16 protein-coding genes and 1 pseudogene are annotated in these 16,586 nt (G+C 67.7%); 6 read left to right on the top strand and 11 right to left on the bottom strand.

Annotated features, from left to right (window positions below; genetic code table 11):
• Nucleotides 1–44 precede the first annotated feature (44 nt).
• On the top strand, nt 45–908 hold the full coding sequence (locus ACWEO7_RS15595) for an NmrA family NAD(P)-binding protein (RefSeq protein ID WP_452423904.1): 864 nt from the start codon (nt 45–47) through the stop codon (nt 906–908).
• A 485-nt stretch (nt 909–1,393) separates the two neighbouring features.
• Nucleotides 1,394–1,696, top strand: a complete 303-nt coding sequence (locus ACWEO7_RS15590; RefSeq protein WP_452423902.1) for a hypothetical protein — start codon at nt 1,394–1,396, stop codon at nt 1,694–1,696.
• A 230-nt stretch (nt 1,697–1,926) separates the two neighbouring features.
• Here ACWEO7_RS15590 and ACWEO7_RS15585 read toward each other — a convergent pair whose 3' ends face one another.
• The 4 genes from ACWEO7_RS15585 to ACWEO7_RS15570 all read right to left on the bottom strand — a co-directional run bounded on the left by ACWEO7_RS15585 (nt 1,927) and on the right by ACWEO7_RS15570 (nt 6,865).
• Nucleotides 1,927–3,093, bottom strand: a complete 1,167-nt coding sequence (locus ACWEO7_RS15585) for a cytochrome P450 (protein WP_452423900.1) — start codon at nt 3,091–3,093, stop codon at nt 1,927–1,929.
• Nucleotides 3,094–3,418: 325 nt separating this feature from the next.
• Entirely contained in the window at nt 3,419–4,537 is a 1,119-nt protein-coding gene (locus ACWEO7_RS15580) for an aminoglycoside phosphotransferase family protein (protein ID WP_452423898.1), read from the bottom strand.
• A 188-nt stretch (nt 4,538–4,725) separates the two neighbouring features.
• Nucleotides 4,726–5,457, bottom strand: a complete 732-nt coding sequence (locus tag ACWEO7_RS15575; protein ID WP_452423896.1) for a MerR family transcriptional regulator — start codon at nt 5,455–5,457, stop codon at nt 4,726–4,728.
• Between the two features lie 28 nt (nt 5,458–5,485).
• Complete coding sequence (locus tag ACWEO7_RS15570) at nt 5,486–6,865, bottom strand: serine hydrolase domain-containing protein (protein WP_452423895.1); 1,380 nt, start codon at nt 6,863–6,865, stop codon at nt 5,486–5,488.
• 126 nt (nt 6,866–6,991) lie between these two features.
• Between ACWEO7_RS15570 and ACWEO7_RS15565 the strand changes: the two are divergent.
• A pseudogene (locus ACWEO7_RS15565) lies at nt 6,992–7,204 on the top strand (ATP-binding protein); the annotation flags it as partial.
• Here ACWEO7_RS15565 and ACWEO7_RS15560 read toward each other — a convergent pair.
• The 5 genes from ACWEO7_RS15560 to ACWEO7_RS15540 all read right to left on the bottom strand — a co-directional run bounded on the left by ACWEO7_RS15560 (nt 7,201) and on the right by ACWEO7_RS15540 (nt 11,534).
• Nucleotides 7,201–7,548, bottom strand: coding sequence for a DUF1330 domain-containing protein (locus ACWEO7_RS15560; protein WP_450017181.1), 348 nt, complete (start codon nt 7,546–7,548; stop codon nt 7,201–7,203). The pseudogene ACWEO7_RS15565 and the gene ACWEO7_RS15560 sit on opposite strands and share 4 nt — an antisense overlap.
• A 128-nt stretch (nt 7,549–7,676) precedes the next feature.
• A complete protein-coding gene (locus tag ACWEO7_RS15555) occupies nt 7,677–8,483 on the bottom strand; it encodes an SGNH/GDSL hydrolase family protein (protein WP_452423893.1) in 807 nt (268 codons plus the stop codon).
• Nucleotides 8,480–9,619 carry a 2Fe-2S iron-sulfur cluster-binding protein gene (locus tag ACWEO7_RS15550; protein ID WP_452423891.1) on the bottom strand — a complete coding sequence of 380 codons (1,140 nt, stop codon included), beginning with the start codon at nt 9,617–9,619 and terminating at the stop codon, nt 8,480–8,482. Before ACWEO7_RS15550 ends, ACWEO7_RS15555 begins: the two co-directional genes overlap by 4 nt.
• 14 nt (nt 9,620–9,633) lie before the next feature.
• Nucleotides 9,634–11,121 carry a phytoene desaturase family protein gene (locus ACWEO7_RS15545; RefSeq protein ID WP_452423889.1) on the bottom strand — a complete coding sequence of 496 codons (1,488 nt, stop codon included), beginning with the start codon at nt 11,119–11,121 and terminating at the stop codon, nt 9,634–9,636.
• The gene (locus tag ACWEO7_RS15540; RefSeq protein WP_452423887.1) at nt 11,118–11,534 is read right to left on the bottom strand and encodes a nuclear transport factor 2 family protein; all 417 of its coding nucleotides are present in this window, start codon (nt 11,532–11,534) and stop codon (nt 11,118–11,120) included. Before ACWEO7_RS15540 ends, ACWEO7_RS15545 begins: the two co-directional genes overlap by 4 nt.
• A 122-nt stretch (nt 11,535–11,656) precedes the next feature.
• Here ACWEO7_RS15540 and ACWEO7_RS15535 point away from each other — a divergent pair, with 122 nt between their 5' ends.
• On the top strand, nt 11,657–12,220 hold the full coding sequence (locus tag ACWEO7_RS15535) for a PadR family transcriptional regulator (protein WP_452423885.1): 564 nt from the start codon (nt 11,657–11,659) through the stop codon (nt 12,218–12,220).
• Between the two features lie 47 nt (nt 12,221–12,267).
• On the opposite strand, the gene ACWEO7_RS15530 is transcribed toward ACWEO7_RS15535, so the two are convergent.
• Nucleotides 12,268–13,752 carry a purine-cytosine permease family protein gene (locus tag ACWEO7_RS15530; protein WP_452423883.1) on the bottom strand — a complete coding sequence of 495 codons (1,485 nt, stop codon included), beginning with the start codon at nt 13,750–13,752 and terminating at the stop codon, nt 12,268–12,270.
• Nucleotides 13,753–13,980: 228 nt separating this feature from the next.
• On the opposite strand from ACWEO7_RS15530, the gene ACWEO7_RS15525 reads away from it, so the two are divergent.
• On the top strand, nt 13,981–14,943 hold the full coding sequence (locus ACWEO7_RS15525) for a cation diffusion facilitator family transporter (RefSeq protein ID WP_452423882.1): 963 nt from the start codon (nt 13,981–13,983) through the stop codon (nt 14,941–14,943).
• 25 nt (nt 14,944–14,968) lie between these two features.
• On the opposite strand, the gene ACWEO7_RS15520 is transcribed toward ACWEO7_RS15525, so the two are convergent.
• On the bottom strand, nt 14,969–15,454 hold the full coding sequence (locus tag ACWEO7_RS15520) for a carboxymuconolactone decarboxylase family protein (protein ID WP_452423881.1): 486 nt from the start codon (nt 15,452–15,454) through the stop codon (nt 14,969–14,971).
• Nucleotides 15,455–15,631: 177 nt separating this feature from the next.
• Between ACWEO7_RS15520 and ACWEO7_RS15515 the strand changes: the two genes are divergently transcribed.
• Entirely contained in the window at nt 15,632–16,546 is a 915-nt protein-coding gene (locus tag ACWEO7_RS15515) for an RNA polymerase sigma-70 factor (protein WP_452423879.1), read from the top strand.
• Nucleotides 16,547–16,586 lie beyond the last annotated feature (40 nt).

The raw sequence follows: 16,586 nt of genomic DNA, 5'->3' as shown, positions 1-16,586 counted from the left end.
CAATTGTTTCCATTGGAACCATCGTCGCAACACGGGAGTGCATCATGATCATCGTGACCGGAGCCACCGGACAGCTGGGACGTCAGATCGTCGAGAGACTGCTGACGCGCGTGCCCGCGGACCGAGTCGGGGTCAGCGTCCGCGACCCGCGAAAAGCGCGGGCGTTCGCCGAGCGAGGGGTACGGGTACGAGAGGGAAGCTTCACCGACGCCGCCGGCCTCGCCAACGCCTTCGAGGGCGCCTCTCAGGTACTCATCGTCTCCGTCGACAAAATGGGCGAAGAGTGCGTCGAACAACACCGCACCGCGATCGAAGCGGCCGTCGCCGCGGGCGCCCGGCGCATCCTCTACACCAGCCAGATGGGAGCCAGTGCCTCGTCGCACTTCCAGGCGTGCCGTGATCACGCCGCCACCGAGGATGCGCTACGCGCCTCCGGCGTGCCGTTCACGTCGCTGCGCAATGGCTTCTACGCCACCAGCGCGGCGCACTTCCTCGGCCACGCAGTGCAATCCGGTCAGCTCGAACTTCCCGCGGACGGGCCGTTCAGCTGGACCGCGCACGCCGACCTCGCCGAAGCCGCCGCCGCCATCCTGGCCGAGGAAGGCCGCTTCGACGGCCCCACGCCGCCGCTCACCGGGGGGCAAGCGCTCACCTTCGACGACATCGCCGGTATCGCCACCGAGATCACGGGCCGCGCCATGACGAGGACCACGACACCCGACGACAAGTTCCGGGATCAGCTGGTGGGCCAAGGCGTTCCCGCGCAGCGGGCGGATCAGTTGCTGGGCATCTTCGCCGCCAGCCGAGTCGGCGAGTTCGCCACTGTCGACCCGACACTGGGCACCCTGCTCGGTCGCGAACCCGTCACCTTGCGTACGGTGCTGCGCGAGCAGCTCTCCCACGGTTGATGGCGTGTCGGCAGAGCGAGCCCGGGGTGATCGCCGAAAGTTGTTGCGGTGTATAGAACAACCATTGAGTCCACACGCTGGGTGACCGGCATTCGTTTCGACCCGGAGATCAGCGCGCGGTCTGCGGGATGATCGCTTTGTAGTCGGCCTACTCCGCTCGCCCGGCCGAGGCGGCGGAGTCGGCCGTCGCTGTCGGATCGGCAGGCTGCTGTATCCCGATACGCCATCCTCGGCCGTCCCGATTCCGCGGCCGCAGACGATACCGCCGCCCGCGCTGACCTAGAACGCGATGTCGGGGACGACGCGCAAAGGTGTCCGCGTCGGCCATCGGAACCCGACACCTTGGTGGGATCGAACCACGAGAAGGGTGCGCTGCCGCGCACCCTGGGTGTCCTTTCGGCTCGGACCAGCGTCGATGAGTCTGGACAGCGTCATAAATGACGAAGCGGGACCGCCCCGCCACACCGACACGAAGGAGCACCCATATGACCATCGACCAGCGCTCGACCCGCCGCACCCACCGCCTCGCCCGCGCCCTCGCGATCGCCGCAGCACCCGCGCTGCTGGGCCTGGGGCTGGTGACGGCCGGCGTGGCCCAGGCCGGTCAGGACCCCAACCTACCGACCTGTTCCTGGCCCAACCTGGCGTGCGGTCCGCAAACCAACCTGACTCCCGGCGGCCAGACCAACCTCACACCCGGCAACGCGGCCAGCTCCACCAGCATCCCCGCCGACCGCACCCCGGGCGGGCCCCACCGGCCGCCTCACGTCCGGCCGATCGCGGGGTAGCGCCGGTTCATGATCACGGTGCGTACGTGCGACCCCGCAGCACTCGGCGGGGTCGCAGTGAAGCCCGGTGACCGTACGGCGACAACGATCTTTCCGAGCACGGCCAGTGGTCGGAGGGAAGTCCCGGCATCGAGAGCGGTCAGCACCTCACACCGCCAACTGTCGTCGGGTGTGTAGCGGCGCGCGCCTGTCGTATGACGGCCGCAGGCCCATGCCTCGACAGCGTTGCGTCAGATGTTCAGCGGAGAGGTCGGGGGGAAGGTGACCGGCAATTCGGTCAGGGCGCGGTGGAACGGGCCCGGTCGCCAGTCGGGGGTTCGGTTCGGCAGATTCAGTTCGAGCTCCGGCAGTGCGTCGAGGAGCTGGTCGATGGCCTCTTGCGCGATCAGGTAGGCCAGCGGACGCGCGGGGCAGGCATGCGGGCCGAGGCCCCAGGCCAGGTGGGAGCGGTTGCCGGTCAAGTCGCCGGCGCGGATCGCCGGGTCGTTGTTGCACGCGGCCATGCTGATGACGACAGGCTGATGCGCGGGCAACCAGACGTCGTCGATGAGGATCGGGTGACGGGGATAGGTGATCAAAAGGTTCGCCAGTGGCGGGTCGTTGAACAAGACCTCGTCGATCGCATCGCGGGACGACAGGTTTCCGCCGAGGATGCTGTCGCCGAAGCGCTCGTCGGTGAGGATCAGCAGCAGGGTGTTGGTGATCAGGTTCAGCTGGAACTCGATCCCGCTGCCGTACACCTGGGACACGTGGTGCGACGCCTCGACGTCGTCGAGCCGGGCGGGATGCCGCAGCAGTACCGAGGTGATGTCGCGCTCGGGTTCGGCGCGTTTCAGCGTCACGAGGCTCATCAGCGCCTCGCCGAGCATCTGATTGCCCTTTTCGGCGTCGACACCCTCGAGGAGGGCGGCCGTACCGGCGGCGACCTGCGCCCCGATCTCCGGCGGGCAGCCGAGCAGATAGTTCACCGCTTGGAAGACGAGCGGGAACACGTACTGGCGAATCAGTTCGGCGGACCCGTCTTCGCAGAAGGAGTTGATCAGCGGGATGGCCAGTCCCTCCACGACGGATTGGAGGGCATACAGGTCGACCTCGTCGATGCTGGCGGTGATCGCCCCACGGTAGCGGGTGAAGTCGGTCCCGGCGCTGCGACTGGCCATGGGCCGCCACTCCAGCAGGGGAAGAATGGGGCAATCCGCGGGGATGTTCTTCTGCCAGGCGCGCGGGTCGGCCGGGAAATGGTCGGGATCGTTGAGGATCCGCACCGCGGTGCCGTAGCCGATCACCAAGGTGGCCGGGACACCGGGGGCCAGGTCCACCGGCGCCAAAGACCCGTAGCGCCTGCGCATCTCGCGGTACACACGGTGCGGATCGGCCGCGAACTCGGGCGAGTACATGGGCACTCGCTGTTCGTCGGATTCGATCGGCGAGCCGTGGAGGACCGGGCACGACCCAGCCGGAGCATGAGATTGTGGCGTACTCAAAGAGCGAACTCCAAACATTGGTGTTGCACAACGTGACTGCTGAACTACCGCTCCCTGCCTGGACACTGCACTGGAGCGAACTCACGGCGACTGTGCCGGAACCAAGCGATGGTATAGCGCGCGTGGACCGTGACCCTCACCGCGGACGAGAACAAGCTTCGCAGAATGCCTGCCGATCCGCTGCGCGGCCGGAATCGACCCGGCCGCGACAACACGGAGGCAGTGGACGCTCTCGGCCTCAGACGCCGAGAGCGTCCAGTGAGTCATGGTCGTCGATGGCCGTGGTGATTCGCTTCAACAGCGTCAGGCAAGTCTCCACCGGCTGCATCTTGGGTTGATACGCCGCCCTGCCGATCGTGAACGCCCATGCCGCGTAGGCGAACATGGACTGTTGCCGGTACGCCAGCCACGCGTCCTCGAACGACGGCGCCTGGCCGCCGAGGGCTCCGAGTTCGTCCAGGTAGGCCGCCAGCAGTTCGCGGTCCCAAGCACGCCGGTCCTCGGGCTCGCATCCCGAATTCACGGTATAGGCGAAGTCGTGTGCCCAGCCTCCCCGCATCACCACCTGCCAGTCGACGAATCCCATTCGCCCGGCGGCGGTTCGATATGTCTGCCCGATGTGCGGGTCACCGTGCAACAAGGTCTGCGGAAGCTCGTTCGTCGCGTTGTCGATCGCCCGCTCGACACCGGCCCACAGCCGGTCGGCTCGGTCGTGCAGGGCCTCCGGAACCACCGCTGCGGCGCGGCGCAGGCCGACCTCGCAACGTTTCTTCATGTCGATGGCGGCGAGGTATGCCTGCAGCGCCTCGGTCGTGGTCTTGAGGTCCGCGATCGACGGGTGGTTCCAGAAGGTGCGGTGGAGTCGAGCCAGATTGCGCACCAGGTCTTCGATCTGGTCACGGGCGACCGGAGCGTTCGGCTCGACGAACTGAGCACCACGGGTCGAGGCGATGTCTTCCATCAAGGCGATCGATCGCCAGGACGCCGAATCGGCGGCTCCCCAATAGCCGATCGGCGCCTCGATGTCGACCTGGGGGCGGAAGTCACGGAAGAAGCGGGTTTCGCCGTCTATCATCTTTCCGCCACCGAGCAGGATGCGTTGCGAGAAGGCCGTCGTTGTCTTCGCGAAGAGGTCGGTCGGCAAGCCCGCCTGCCGTCCCGCGTCGTTGTAGTCGACGCGAATCGCGACGCGGGTGGATGTTCCGCGGCTGCCGTTCGCGGTTTCGAACGAGAGCACCTCGGCCCCGGGGACATCGCGGCACAGCACGGCCGTCAGCCACCGTGGGGTCAGCGTCTCGCCCGACACCGGGACGTCCTCGACGTCGCGCGCCTTCGGCCGAAACACTCTCTCGCCCATGATGTGAGCACCGACCGTGACGGACCGTCCGAGCAACCAGAGCTTGTGGTTCATACGCTTGCCTCGATTCCGGAGTACGACATGACCGCCCGAGCAGCCGGATCGCCGGCGCACGGGTCCGCAGGACAGTAACGCACTCTCGAAACAGCTGTACCGCAATGCGATTGCCGAGCCGATGGGGGCGGTTGCTACTCGGTGGTCGCCTTCTGCGCGATCTTCGTCAGCCGTTCCCAGGCGGGCGAGGTGACTCCGACGGATTCGTTCACCAGGCGGATCAGTTTCGGATCCAGCGCCGGGGTGGTCCGGCCGGCTCCGGTGCGTCTGCCGATGATCCACCGGCGAGTGCGGTCGGCGAGGTCCACCAGACGCGGGTCGTCGGGGGACCAGTCGAATGCCGCGTCGTAGTCGAGGTAGATGGCCCGGAATCGCGGATCATCGATGGCGTCGAGCTTGTCGGCGGCCCAGTCCGACGCCTGTTCCGGAGCGACCGATTGCAGCAGAATCCAGATGTCGCGCTCCATCCGGACCGCCCGGTCGCTCACCCCGAGTTCGCGCAGGCGCCCGAGGTATTCGGCGACATCGGCGGACACGAACAGTCGATCGCCGGACCCCAGTTCGGCGATCTGCTCGCGGGTGCGGCGGATCTCCTCGGCGCGTTCGGCGAGCATGCGGTCGATCTCTGCGATCGCCGCCGCGAACTCGTCGGAATTCGCGGTCAGCAATTCCTTGACCCGCGCCAGGGGCACGCCGGATCGCGCCAATGTCTTGATCTTGACCAGATCGATGGCGGCCTCGGCACTGTAGCGGCGATAGCCGGAGGAGTCGCGCGGCGGCTCGGGCAGCAGGCCGCGTTCGTGGTAGACACGCACGGCCTTGATCGTCACGCCCGCGTACCGCGCGAGCTGCCCGATCGTGATCATGCGTGGCTCCCTTCGGTGCCCGCCGCCGTCATCGCACCCGGGCGAACAAGCGACCGGCGAGATCGATTCCGGTCACGGCGGCGGAATCGTCACGGGTGAAGAACCCGCGTTGTCCTTGCAGACCGCCTTCGGTGACGATGTACTCGTCCGCGTCGCCGGCCAGCAGGCCGAGGGTAGCCGGTGGCAGGTCGGGCGGCAGATCGGTCACCGCGGCGGCACGGATATCGGGTTTGATGGCGCATTCGATCGTCAACCTTGCCCCGTCGGTGTCGAGGGTCAGCCGCATCATCTCGTTCTCGTAATGCCCGACGATCTCCCCTGCCCGCGCCGCGTCGTAGGGCAGCGGCTCCGGATCGCGTTCGACCACACCGAGGTAGTGTTCGAGCACCCATTTCACCACGGTCCGGTTGAACGCCAGCCCCGCGTCCGGGCCCGCGTTCGACGTCACCGCGACGGCGAAATCGCGCTCCGGCACGATGAGCAAGTCGGCGAACTGACCGTTGCCCGACCCGCCGTGCCCGATGGTCGCGACACCGTCCACCTCGCGCAGGAACCAGCAGATCCCGAACGCGTCACCCAGGGTGCTCCCGCGCAGCTCCACGGTCTGCTCCCGCATCCGGTGCAGCAGTTCGGCGGGCAGGATGCGCTCACCTGCCTCGGTCCGGCCGTCGCCGAGGTGGAACCGCGCCCAGCGCAGCAAATCGCGGACAGACGTCACCACGCCACCGCCGGGGTTGTTCGCGCGGTTGTCCTTCCATTGCCGGGCGACGGCGAGCACACCGTCGGCGTCGACGTTGTGACCCACCGCGAACCGCCGGGTCATGACGTGGTCGACCGAATAACAGCTGTGTGTCAGCCCGAGCGGTTCGAACAACAGCGACGCGACCGCCCGTTCGAAGGTCGACCCGGTGACGTTCTCGACGACCCGGCCTGCCAGATTGAACCCCGCCTGACTGTAGGACGCCCGCTCTCCCGGTTTCGCGATCAGCCGCGCCTCGGCGAGTTTCACCGCGTGCCGTGCCAAGGCGTCGTCTCCTTCGCCCGTGTCGACGCCGAGCTTCCATTCCAGCCCGGCCGTATGGTTGAGCAGCCGCAACACAGTGATCTCGTCCGTGGCCGCATCGGCAGGGGCGAATTCCGGGACGTACCGCCGCACCGGCGCGTCCAACTCCACCCGTCCCTCGGCGGCCAACCGCAGCAATGCGGTCGCCGTGAACGTCTTGCTCACCGACCCGACCAGGAACATCGTGTCCCGGTCGACCGGAAGCGGATTGACCACACTCGTCACTCCGTGGCACGCGAAGTCTTCTCGACCGCCGACCGTCACGCCGACCGCGACACCCGGTACGCCCAACTTTCCGGCCGACGCCGCGACGAATCCGGCCAATTCCGTGTTCATCTCGTTCATGCCACCATGCTCGAACCCTGCCCCTGGGGCAATGTCAAGCCCTTGCCAGCGGCGGCGATCAAACGGCCCTGACTCCGCTCGACCGGGCGTCGTCGTCCTCGCCGCGCACCGTGTAGACGCGCTCGTCACGGGCCCGGAATCCCGGAAGCTTTGCAGCCGACGGTATTCCAGCGTTTCGCGCGCGGCGACTCGTCGCGCTCGCGACGGGCGGGCAGCACCGGCCTCGGTCTGGCGATCGTCGCGGCGGTCGTCAAGGCGCACGGCGGTGACATCTCGGTGGCCGGCGAACCGGGCCACACCGCGTTCACCGTGCGTCTGCCCGGCGCGGGAACCGGTTAGTCGGCGGACACGGCCTCCCGGATGGCTTTCACGGCGGCGGTCGGGGCGTAGCCGGTGGGGACACCTTCGACGAGGATGAGGTCACCCTCGATATGCCGCGTGCGCAGCGGTGCGATCTCCCGGTACGCGGGCGAGTCCCACCACGCTCGCGCCTCGGCGATCCCGGGGAAGCCGAGCATCACCACGGCGCCGGGCCAGCTACCTTCTTTCACCTCGTGCGGTGTCGCGTGCACGAGGTAGTGGCCGCCGTACGGTTCGAGGGTCGCCGAAAGACGCTCCATGTAGTCCGCGATATCCGGGTGCGGAGCGGCGTCTTGCAGGTGGGCTATGGCGTAAGCGGTCATGACGTGATCGTGGCATGGTGATCGACCAGAGTCGATTACCTGCCGGGTAAGCGATGCTCGTCTCGCGGGGTGTGCTGGGGAACCGACGAGCGGAATACGAGCCCGCACAGAGCGTCCCGACACCGTGGTCACGGCTGGATCCGGTCCGTGGGCGCGGCGATCGCCGTGCGGCCGTGCACCGGGAGGAGGTGCGGGCGTTTGGCGGTGCGTCCGTCGCCTGAGGAGCGTCCGGTGAGCCGCCTACCGAGCCAGGGACCCAGGAACATTGCTGCCCAACGTATTTCACCCATCGCCGTCGCCATTCGGGTGCCGGTGGGCAGCGGCGGCGTCAAGGGCGCGGCCCAGCTTTCATCGGCGCCGGGTAGGCCCAAGGCGTGCGCGAGGGCGTCGGCGATGCGCTGATGTCCGAGCGGGTTGGCATGTAGCCGGTCACGGCTCCACAAGCGAGGATCGGTGACGGCATGGTGGGCGGTTTCGGCGAGGACGACGCCGTGCCGTGCCGCCGAGGCACGGATGCGCTGGTTGAGCGCGGTGACGCGACCGCAGAGCGGGCGCGCGAGCGGGGTGATGCGCGCTAGGTCGGGAAAGGTCAGCGTCGCCACGACCGCGCCGTGGGCGGTGAGGGCGGCGAACATCGCGTCCAAGTGTCCGGCGACCTCGTCGGCGTCGAAATTCGGCCGCAGCAGGTCGTTGACTCCGGCGACCACGGTCGCGAGGTCCGGTCGCAGCGCCAAGGCGGCATCGAGTTGCTCGGCGCGGATCTGCCGGGCGAGTTTGCCTCGAACCGCGAGATTGGCGTAGCGCACGCCGGGATCGGCCTGCGCGAGGCGTTCGGCGAGCCGGTCGGCCAGGCCGCGCAATCCGGTCCGGTCGTCGCCGTCGCCGACGCCTTCGGTCTGACTGTCGCCGAGCGCGACATAGGTTCGGTAGGTCACAGGCCCAGCTCCACATCGGTGATCGGGTAGGCCACACACGAATGGGTGTAATCGAATCGAGCGTCGGAGATCCGAAGCTTCGCCTCCTCGGCGTTGTGCACCTCGCCCTTCAGAATCCGCACCCGGCACAGGCTGCATTCGCCGGAACGGCAGGCGGCCTCGGGACGAATACCGTTGTCTTCCAACGCGTCCAGTAGTGGACGGTTGCGCGGGGTGCGGAAGGATGTGCTGCCGACGGTGACGGTGACCTCCTCCTCCGCCGGATCGATACCGGCGGGCCAGTGTGATTGGGCGGCGGGATCGCTGGGCGCGCCGTTGGCCTCGAAACGGATGCGTTTGCGCGGGTGGCCCAGCGCGGTGAGCTGCCCGAGGGCGTAGGGGTACAGCGCCTGCGGGCCGCACACGTAGACCATGCGGCCGTCGAGTTCGCCCGCCAGCCGGTCGATGGTTTCCGCGGTGAGGAAGCCGGTGGCTCCGGTCCAGCCGGCGGCGGGTTCGGCGATGACATGGTCCACGTCGATGCCGGGGTGGGTGGCGGCGATCTCGTCCAGTTCCGCGCCGAAGATGATGTCGGAGGCGTCGCGGGAGCCGTAGATCAGGTGGAAGGCGCGGTCTAGGCCCAGATCGGCGATCTCACGAATCATGCTCATGGCCGGAGCCACGCCCGAACCGCCCGCGAGGAACACCACCTCGTTGCCGTGGAAAAGCGGGTTGTGGTGGAAGGTGCCCATCGGGCCGGTGGTGGTGAGCACCTGCCCGATCTCGACGGTGTCGACAAGCAGGTTGCTGACGCGTCCGCCGGGGACACGGCGGACGGTGAGGTCGTAGTGGGTCAGCCGGGCCGGGCTGGAGGAGATCGCGAACGGGCGGCTGGTGCCGTCGATGAAGACGTTCACGTACTGGCCCGCCAGGAAGGGCGGCAGCTCGAACCGGTCGGCGCGCTCGAGCCGCAAGGTCTTGGCGGTGGCGGTCTCCTCGATGATCGCGGTGACCACCAACCGCAGCCGCTTGGGGTGGTAGGCGTCGACGGTGGCGCGTGTTTCGGCGGAGTAGTCGCGCGTATCGGGGACGCGGGCATCGATCTCGGTGAGGATCTCCGCCGCTCCGTCGAACCGTTCTGCGAGTGGGTGCTTCACGTGCTGTCCTCTGGTCAGGCGGCTTTGGAGCGCAGGAGACGGCGGGCGACGCGCGCACCGGCCTCCAGGGTGGGCTGGAATCCGCCGATCCCGGCCCAGGAGCCGGCCAGATGGAGTCCGGGAACATGGGTTCGGCGTTCGCTGTCGCGGAACAGCCAGCCTTCGGTGGCGTCCTGGTCGTAGCCGTAGATCGCGCCGCCCGGATGCCCCAGGTAGCGCATCATGGTCAACGGTGTCGCGACATCGACCTCTTCGATGGCGTCGCGGATGCCGGGGGTGATGGTTTCGCACAGGTCGAGCAGGGTTTCGGCGTAGGCGAACTTGGTGCGCGCGTACTCCGATGCGGGGACGGTCTTCCAGATGTCGGCGTACTGCAACGTCATCAGGCTGACGTGCGTGGCGCCGGCGGGCGCGAATCCGATCGGCGCGACATCGTATGAGCTGACGCAGATGCCCCGCGCGGGCTCGAACGATTTCCACGCCCGGTAGGTGCGGTCGTCGTCGGCGTCCATGTTGACGAACGTCGTGCTGGTGGTGAAACCCAGTTCGGCCGGAGTCGCGTCCAGCCCCATGTGCAGCACGAAGCCGGAGACGCCGATTCGCCTGGTGGCCAAATCATTTCGCACCTCGGCGGGCACGTCGATGCCTTCGAGCATGCCGTAGGTGGTCGGCAGCGACGCGTTGGAGATGACGTCGGCAGCGGTGACCTCCGAACCGTCTTCCAACCGCACACCCAGGACCCGGCCGGATTCGGTGAGAACGGCCTCGACGCCGGTGTTGAACCGCACTTCGCCACCCGCGGCGAGGAAGGCGTCCAGGATGGCGGTGGACATCGCCTGCGACCCACCGCGCACATGCCAGGGCTTGAACTCGAAGTAGGCGAACAGGGTCAGCGCCAGATCCTGGAATCGCAGTCTCGACGGCGGCTGCCCGAGATAGGTCCAGTACATGCCCAGCGCGACCTTGATGCGGTCGTCATCGAAGAACTCGTCGAGCACGTCCTTCAGCGGCCGCAATCCGTACTCGAACAGCACCGGGTCGATCTGCTCGACCGGCATCCTCCGCATGGCGGCGATCTGCCAGAAGCTCACCTGCCGGATCAGGTCGAAGAATTTCGCGGCCCGGTCGCGGTTGCCGGGGAACTCGGCCTCGATGGCGGCGACCGCGCCGTCCCAGTCCGCGGGCAAGGTGAGATCAAGCCGACCGGGAATCACGGCACGATAGAGGTCGTGTTCCTGCACGAACTCCAGCTTGTCGGCGATGCCGAGTTGCCGGAAAAGCCCTTCTCGCAACGACATCGGCTGCCCATCGACGCCCACGCCGGACAGCTGGTGCAACGCGACCTCGAACTCGAACCGTCCGCGGCGGAAGGATGTTCCGCAGCCACCGGGAATATTGTGCCGCTCGAGCAGGAGGGTTCGCGCGCCCGCGCGCTGCAGGGTCGCGGCGGCGGTCAGTCCGGCATTGCCCGCGCCGATGACGATGGCGTCGTAGTCGCTCACGCGCCGGCGGCTTCCCGCTCGAGCTGCGCGGCGGCCTCGGCCTTGATGCGCTCGAACTGCTCACCCATACGCGCCGCGAGGGCCTGTGCCGCCGAGAGCGGACGCACCATGACCATGAAGTCGTCGATCTTGCCGTCCTCGTCGAAGTGCAGGAAGTCGCAGCCGGTCAGCCGCTTGCCGTCGACGGTGGCCTCGAACACGAACGCGTGATCACGACCGTTCGCGTCGGCGATCTCGCGCACATAGCGGAAATCTTCGAACACGCGGATCACCGCGCGCATGGTGGCCGCGGTGATCGCCTTGCCCGGGTACGGCTGGAATGCCACCGGACTGGTGAACACCACGTTGTCGGCCAGCAGCGCCTCGATGGCGGCCTCGTCACGAGCTTCCACGGCTACGCGGAAGGGGTGCATCTCCCACCTCCTATATTCAAGAAATTTAATAGGTGGCTTGAACCGTATCCAGGTAAAGTCGACCTGTCCATAGCTCGAAGGACAGATATTTGATTAATCTCCTCGAGTGGTAGCCTGAGCCGATGGCGCTACGTAACGCGGTGCTGGCCGCTCTGCTCGAGGGCGAGGCTTCCGGCTACGACCTGGCCAAGAGCTTCGACGCCTCGGTGGCCAACTTCTGGATGGCCACACCCCAGCAGCTGTACAAGGAGCTGGAGCGGATGGCGGCCGACGGCCTCATCGAGACCCGGGTCGTGCAGCAGGAGCGCAGGCCCAACAAGCGCCTGCACGCCATCACCCCCGCCGGGCGCGCGGCTCTCCACGAATTCGTCGAGAAGCCGGCCAAGCCCACCGCCATCCGCGACGAGATGATGGTGAAGGTGCAGGGCATGGACGTCGAGGACGCCCCCGCCGTGCGTGCCGCGGTAGCGGACAAGCTGGAGTGGTCCAAGTCGAAACTGGCCCGCTACGAACGCCTGCGTTCCCGGTTGCTGGACGGCCGCAGCGAGCAGGCGTACCTGGCCGAGGCCGAGCGAGTCGGCCCCTACCTCACGCTGTTGCGCGGAATCTCCCTCGAGCAGGAGAACATTCGATGGGGGGAGTTCACGCTGTCGGTGATCGATCGGCGGATCGCCGCGCACGTGTGACCATCGCGGCGAAAAGCCCGCGCCGACCAGCCGATACGGCGTTCTTTCTACACCGCCGCTCGGGCCGGTTCCGGTTCCCGGTCCTCGATCCGCTCGGTCGCGCTCGCCCGCGCGAGTGGACTTACCCGATGCAGCGCCGCGTATCCCACGCTCGCCAAGACCAGCGCGACGAACACCCCCAGGTTGCTGCTGCCCAGGCCACCCGCGCGGGCGGCAGGCGTGAACAGGTAGCCGAGCAGCGGGCCGACATGCGGATCGGGCGAGGTGACCAAGCCGAGCCCGGCGATGGTCGCGACGATCAGACAGCCGACTCCGACGCGGTTCACCTTTCCGTAGCCGCCGACCGGGCTGTACAGGGCCGTCCGGTCGTAGCCGACGCGGCGACGCTGCCACAGGTCGACCACGAAGATTCCGGTCCATGCGGCCATTACCACACCGGTGGTGGTCAGGAACGCCTGGAACGGAGCGAAGAACCCGGGGGCCGCGAACGCCACATAGCCACCGGCGGCGGCGATCAGGGCCGCGTCGATCAGAACGGTGTAGTGCCGGGATATCCGGACGCCCAACGTCTGCAGCGCGAGCCCGGAGGAGTAGAGGCCGATGATGGAGCCCGACACGAAGCCCACCAGCGCCAGGATCAGGTAGGGCACCAGAAACCAGGTGGGCAAGTGGGCCGACAACGCGCTGATCGGATCGGTGGCCGCCGTCGCCGCGACGTCCGGATCCCCCGCCGCGAGCACCGTGCCGAGTCCCATCAGAACGAGGGCGGGAGCGGTGCCACCGAACGTGATCCAGCCGACCAGCGCACGTTTGCCGGCGGTGCGCGGCAGGTAGCGGGTGTAGTCGGCCGCGCAGTTGACCCAGCTCAAGCCCAGCGTGTTGGCGACCAGCATCACCCCGCCCACGAACGCGCCCACGCTCACCTGTCCGTGCGTCGCGAACGAGATCCTGGGCAGCGTCAGCACGACATAGACCACCGACAGGGCGGTGAATGCGAGAGCGAACCACTTCTGGATCCGCAGGATCACGTGACAGCCGTATATCCCGATCACCGTGGTCACCACGATGACAGTGACGAGAGTGACGACCATGAGCGGTGCGGTGTCCATATCCGGGTCGAGCCGGTGCGCCACCGTGCGGGCCGCGAGGGTCGCCAGCACCGCCGAGAAGGTCTCCCAGCCGACCAACGCCAGATAGCTCAGCAGTGCCGGAATCTTGTTGCCGTGGAACCCGAACGCGGCGCGGCCCGCCACCATGGTCGCCGCTCCCCCTTGCTGCCCGGCCAGCGACACCAAGCCGAGCAGCAGGAAGGAGAGCACCGCGCCCACCGCCGCGGCCAGCGCCGCCACATGCCAGTCCAGGCCGAGCGCGGTCACGTACGGACCGAACGACACCAGGACCACATTGCAGCTGGTGCCCGCCCACGGCCAGAACAAGGCGCGGGGCTTGCCTCGACGTTCCTCGTCCGCGACCCATTCGGCGCCCTTGCGCTCGAAGGACCAGTCCGACGGTTCTGCTGAACTCCCGACCATGTCGAATCCCATCGTCGAGGTGGGAGGAACCGCCGACCCGGTCTCACCACCGTGCACCTATATGACGTGCCGTTATGTGTTGGCCCATTGTAAGTGTGAGAACGCCGATTCGGAACCAAAGTTGACAGCACAACCAAAACCGCAGCGCGGTGGCCACTTCACCGCGCACACCACACACACGGTTCGGTAAACAGAGTCCGGCCGGGGGGTCGTGCCACACTGGCGTAGATGGAGCGAGCGAACGCTTTCCGTGACGAGAGATCCGCGCCCACCGCCGGCGGGGGGAGCACTCGCACGGTGATCGTCGCCTTCGGCGCCAACCTCGCGGTGGCGGTGGCCAAAACGGTCGCCGCGACGCTCTCCGGCTCGGCGTCCATGGTCGCCGAAGCCGCACATTCCTGGGCGGACACCGGCAACCAGATCTTCCTGCTCGTAGCCAACCGTCGGAGCGCTCGCACCGCGGACGCGAAACGACCTCTCGGGTACGGGCGCGAGGCATATGTCTGGTCGTTGCTGGCGGCGGTGGGACTGTTCGTCGCGGGCGCCGCGGTGTCGGTGTGGCACGGGATCACCGAACTGCTGCACGAAGGTCGCGGTGGACAGGATTACGCGATCGCCTACCTCGTGCTCGGAATCGCCTTCGTCTTGGAGGGAACCTCGTGGTTACAAGCCACCCGGCAGCTCGGCGTCGAGGCCGAGAGCTTCGATCAGGACATCCTCGAATACGTGCTGGATACCTCGGATCCGACCCTGCGCGCGGTCTTCGCCGAGGACAGCGCGGCACTGATCGGCATCGTCATCGCCTTCGCGGGAATGGGGCTGCACCAGCTCACCGGCGCGGCGGGCTGGGACGCACTCGGATCGGTGCTCGTCGGCGTGCTGCTCGGGGTGATCGCCGTAGTACTCATCGACCGTAACCGGCGCTTCCTGACCGGCGAGCCCGCCTCGCCCGAACTCCGCGCCGCCGCGGCGGCCCGCATCGAGGAGATGCCCGAAGTGGCCTCGGTGCGCTTCGTTCGCCTGGAATACGTCGGCCCTCGGCAGGTCTTCCTCGTCGCGAGCGTCGATCTGGTCGGCGATCCGGCCGAGTCGAGCATCGCCCTCACGTTGCGCGCGCTCGAGCGCGAACTCGAACGCAATCCGCATATCGCCGACGCGGTCCTCACGATCGCCGCTCCCGAGAACGACTGAAGCCGAGCCTGCTCGCACCCGCCGATCAGTTCGTGATGGCGTCGAACATGCCGGGCTGATAGGAACCTCCCGGCATGCGCGTGATCACGCCGAGCCGGTTGGCCGCGTTGATCATGGCGACCAGGTAGACCAGCGCGGCGATCTGGTCGTCGTCGTAGTGCTCGCGCACCTCGGCCCAGGTCTCGTCGGAGACGCCTCGGTGGGCGTCGGCGAGCCGGGTACCCTCCTCGGCCAGCGCCAGCGCGGCCCGTTCGGCCTCGGTGAACACGCTGGACTCGCGCCAGGCGGCGACCAGGTTGACGCGGACCGCGGTTTCACCGGCGGCCGTCAGGTCCTTGGTGTGCACGTCGGTGCACCAACCGCAGCCGTTGATCTGGCTTGCGCGCAGCTCCATCAGCTCCATCGTGGCCTTCGGCACCGTCGACTGCAGGATCGCCAGGCTGGTGTTGGCGAACCGCTTGCCGATCTTGGCGCCGATCTCGCTGTCGTTGAGATTGATACGGGGTCCCATGACGTGGTCCTCACTCGTGATGTCGTGTGCTGTGCGTTGAACGAACACCAGACGTCGGCTGCCCGAGCCTCGTAACAGCGCATCGAAGTGACCCGCGCCACTGCGTATCGGTGTTACGAGACGGCAGGGACAGGCGTCTGATGGGTGACACAGCCGAGAGGGAACAGGAGCCACTTCATGGCCGACACATCGCAGAAGACGCCCGGCGATCACCGCCCCGCCCCGGCTACCGCGGCGTTCCTCAGCCACCGGAATCTGCTGTTCACCGTCGCCTACGAGATGCTCGGCTCGGCCGCCGACGCCGAGGACGTGCTGCAGGAGACCTGGCTGCGGTGGGCGGCCGTCGACCTCGGCACCGTCCAGGATCAGCGCGCGTACCTGGTGCGGATCGTCACCCGCCAGTCGCTCGACCGGTTGCGGACACTGGGGCGGCGCAAGGAGTCCTACGTCGGCCCGTGGTTGCCGGAGCCGTTGCTCACCGCGCCCGACGTGGCCGAGGACGTCGAGCTCGCCGACAGCGTGTCGATGGCCATGCTGCTCGTGCTGGAGACGTTGACGCCGATCGAGCGAGCGGTCTTCGTACTGCGCGAGGTATTCGATCTGAGCTACGACGAGATCGCCGAAGCCGTCGACAAGAGCCCCGGCGCGGTCCGCCAGCTCGCGTACCGGGCCCGGGCGCACGTCGCGGCACGCCGACCGCGCGGAGTCGTTTCGCCCGCCGAGACCCGCAGCGCCCTCGAGGCGTTCCAGCGAGCGACCGAAACGGGCGATCTACAGCATCTGCTCGACATCCTCGCGCCGGATGTCGTCCTGCTCGGTGACGGCGGTGGCGTGGTGCAGGCCACCCTCGCACCCGTCCTCGGAGCCGACAGCGTGGCCCGGATACTGGCGGCCGGGCTGGGCAGGCTCGCCGCGGTGTCGAGGCAGCCCGCGCAGGTCAACGGATATCCGGCGCTGATCTTGCGGCGCGACGGCGAGATCGACACCGTCCTGGCGCTGCGCATCGACGACGGCCTCGTCACCGCCCTCTACGCCGTGCGCAATCCCGAGAAGCTGTCCCGGATGGAGCGCGAGACGGCGCTGTGCCGCTGACGAAGGCGAGGGAATGCCGCTGTAAACATGCCGAACCGGT

It is taken from the genome of Nocardia sp. NPDC004260 (assembly GCF_053603155.1).
The sequence above is the reverse complement of the archived record's forward strand: the minus strand, read 5'-3'. Positions and strand labels throughout refer to the sequence as shown.

What these genes read in the sequence shown, in the direction of transcription:
- ACWEO7_RS15595 (WP_452423904.1), top strand. Translation starts at nt 45, where the DNA reads ATGATCATCGTGACCGGAGCCACCGGACAGCTGGGACGTCAGATCGTC.
- ACWEO7_RS15590 (WP_452423902.1), top strand. Translation starts at nt 1,394, where the DNA reads ATGACCATCGACCAGCGCTCGACCCGCCGCACCCACCGCCTCGCCCGC.
- ACWEO7_RS15585 (WP_452423900.1), bottom strand. Translation starts at nt 3,093, where the DNA reads ATGTACTCGCCCGAGTTCGCGGCCGATCCGCACCGTGTGTACCGCGAG.
- ACWEO7_RS15580 (WP_452423898.1), bottom strand. Translation starts at nt 4,537, where the DNA reads ATGGGCGAGAGAGTGTTTCGGCCGAAGGCGCGCGACGTCGAGGACGTC.
- ACWEO7_RS15575 (WP_452423896.1), bottom strand. Translation starts at nt 5,457, where the DNA reads ATGATCACGATCGGGCAGCTCGCGCGGTACGCGGGCGTGACGATCAAG.
- ACWEO7_RS15570 (WP_452423895.1), bottom strand. Translation starts at nt 6,865, where the DNA reads ATGAACGAGATGAACACGGAATTGGCCGGATTCGTCGCGGCGTCGGCC.
- ACWEO7_RS15560 (WP_450017181.1), bottom strand. Translation starts at nt 7,548, where the DNA reads ATGACCGCTTACGCCATAGCCCACCTGCAAGACGCCGCTCCGCACCCG.
- ACWEO7_RS15540 (WP_452423887.1), bottom strand. Translation starts at nt 11,534, where the DNA reads ATGCACCCCTTCCGCGTAGCCGTGGAAGCTCGTGACGAGGCCGCCATC.
- ACWEO7_RS15535 (WP_452423885.1), top strand. Translation starts at nt 11,657, where the DNA reads ATGGCGCTACGTAACGCGGTGCTGGCCGCTCTGCTCGAGGGCGAGGCT.
- ACWEO7_RS15530 (WP_452423883.1), bottom strand. Translation starts at nt 13,752, where the DNA reads ATGGTCGGGAGTTCAGCAGAACCGTCGGACTGGTCCTTCGAGCGCAAG.
- ACWEO7_RS15525 (WP_452423882.1), top strand. Translation starts at nt 13,981, where the DNA reads ATGGAGCGAGCGAACGCTTTCCGTGACGAGAGATCCGCGCCCACCGCC.
- ACWEO7_RS15520 (WP_452423881.1), bottom strand. Translation starts at nt 15,454, where the DNA reads ATGGGACCCCGTATCAATCTCAACGACAGCGAGATCGGCGCCAAGATC.
- ACWEO7_RS15515 (WP_452423879.1), top strand. Translation starts at nt 15,632, where the DNA reads ATGGCCGACACATCGCAGAAGACGCCCGGCGATCACCGCCCCGCCCCG.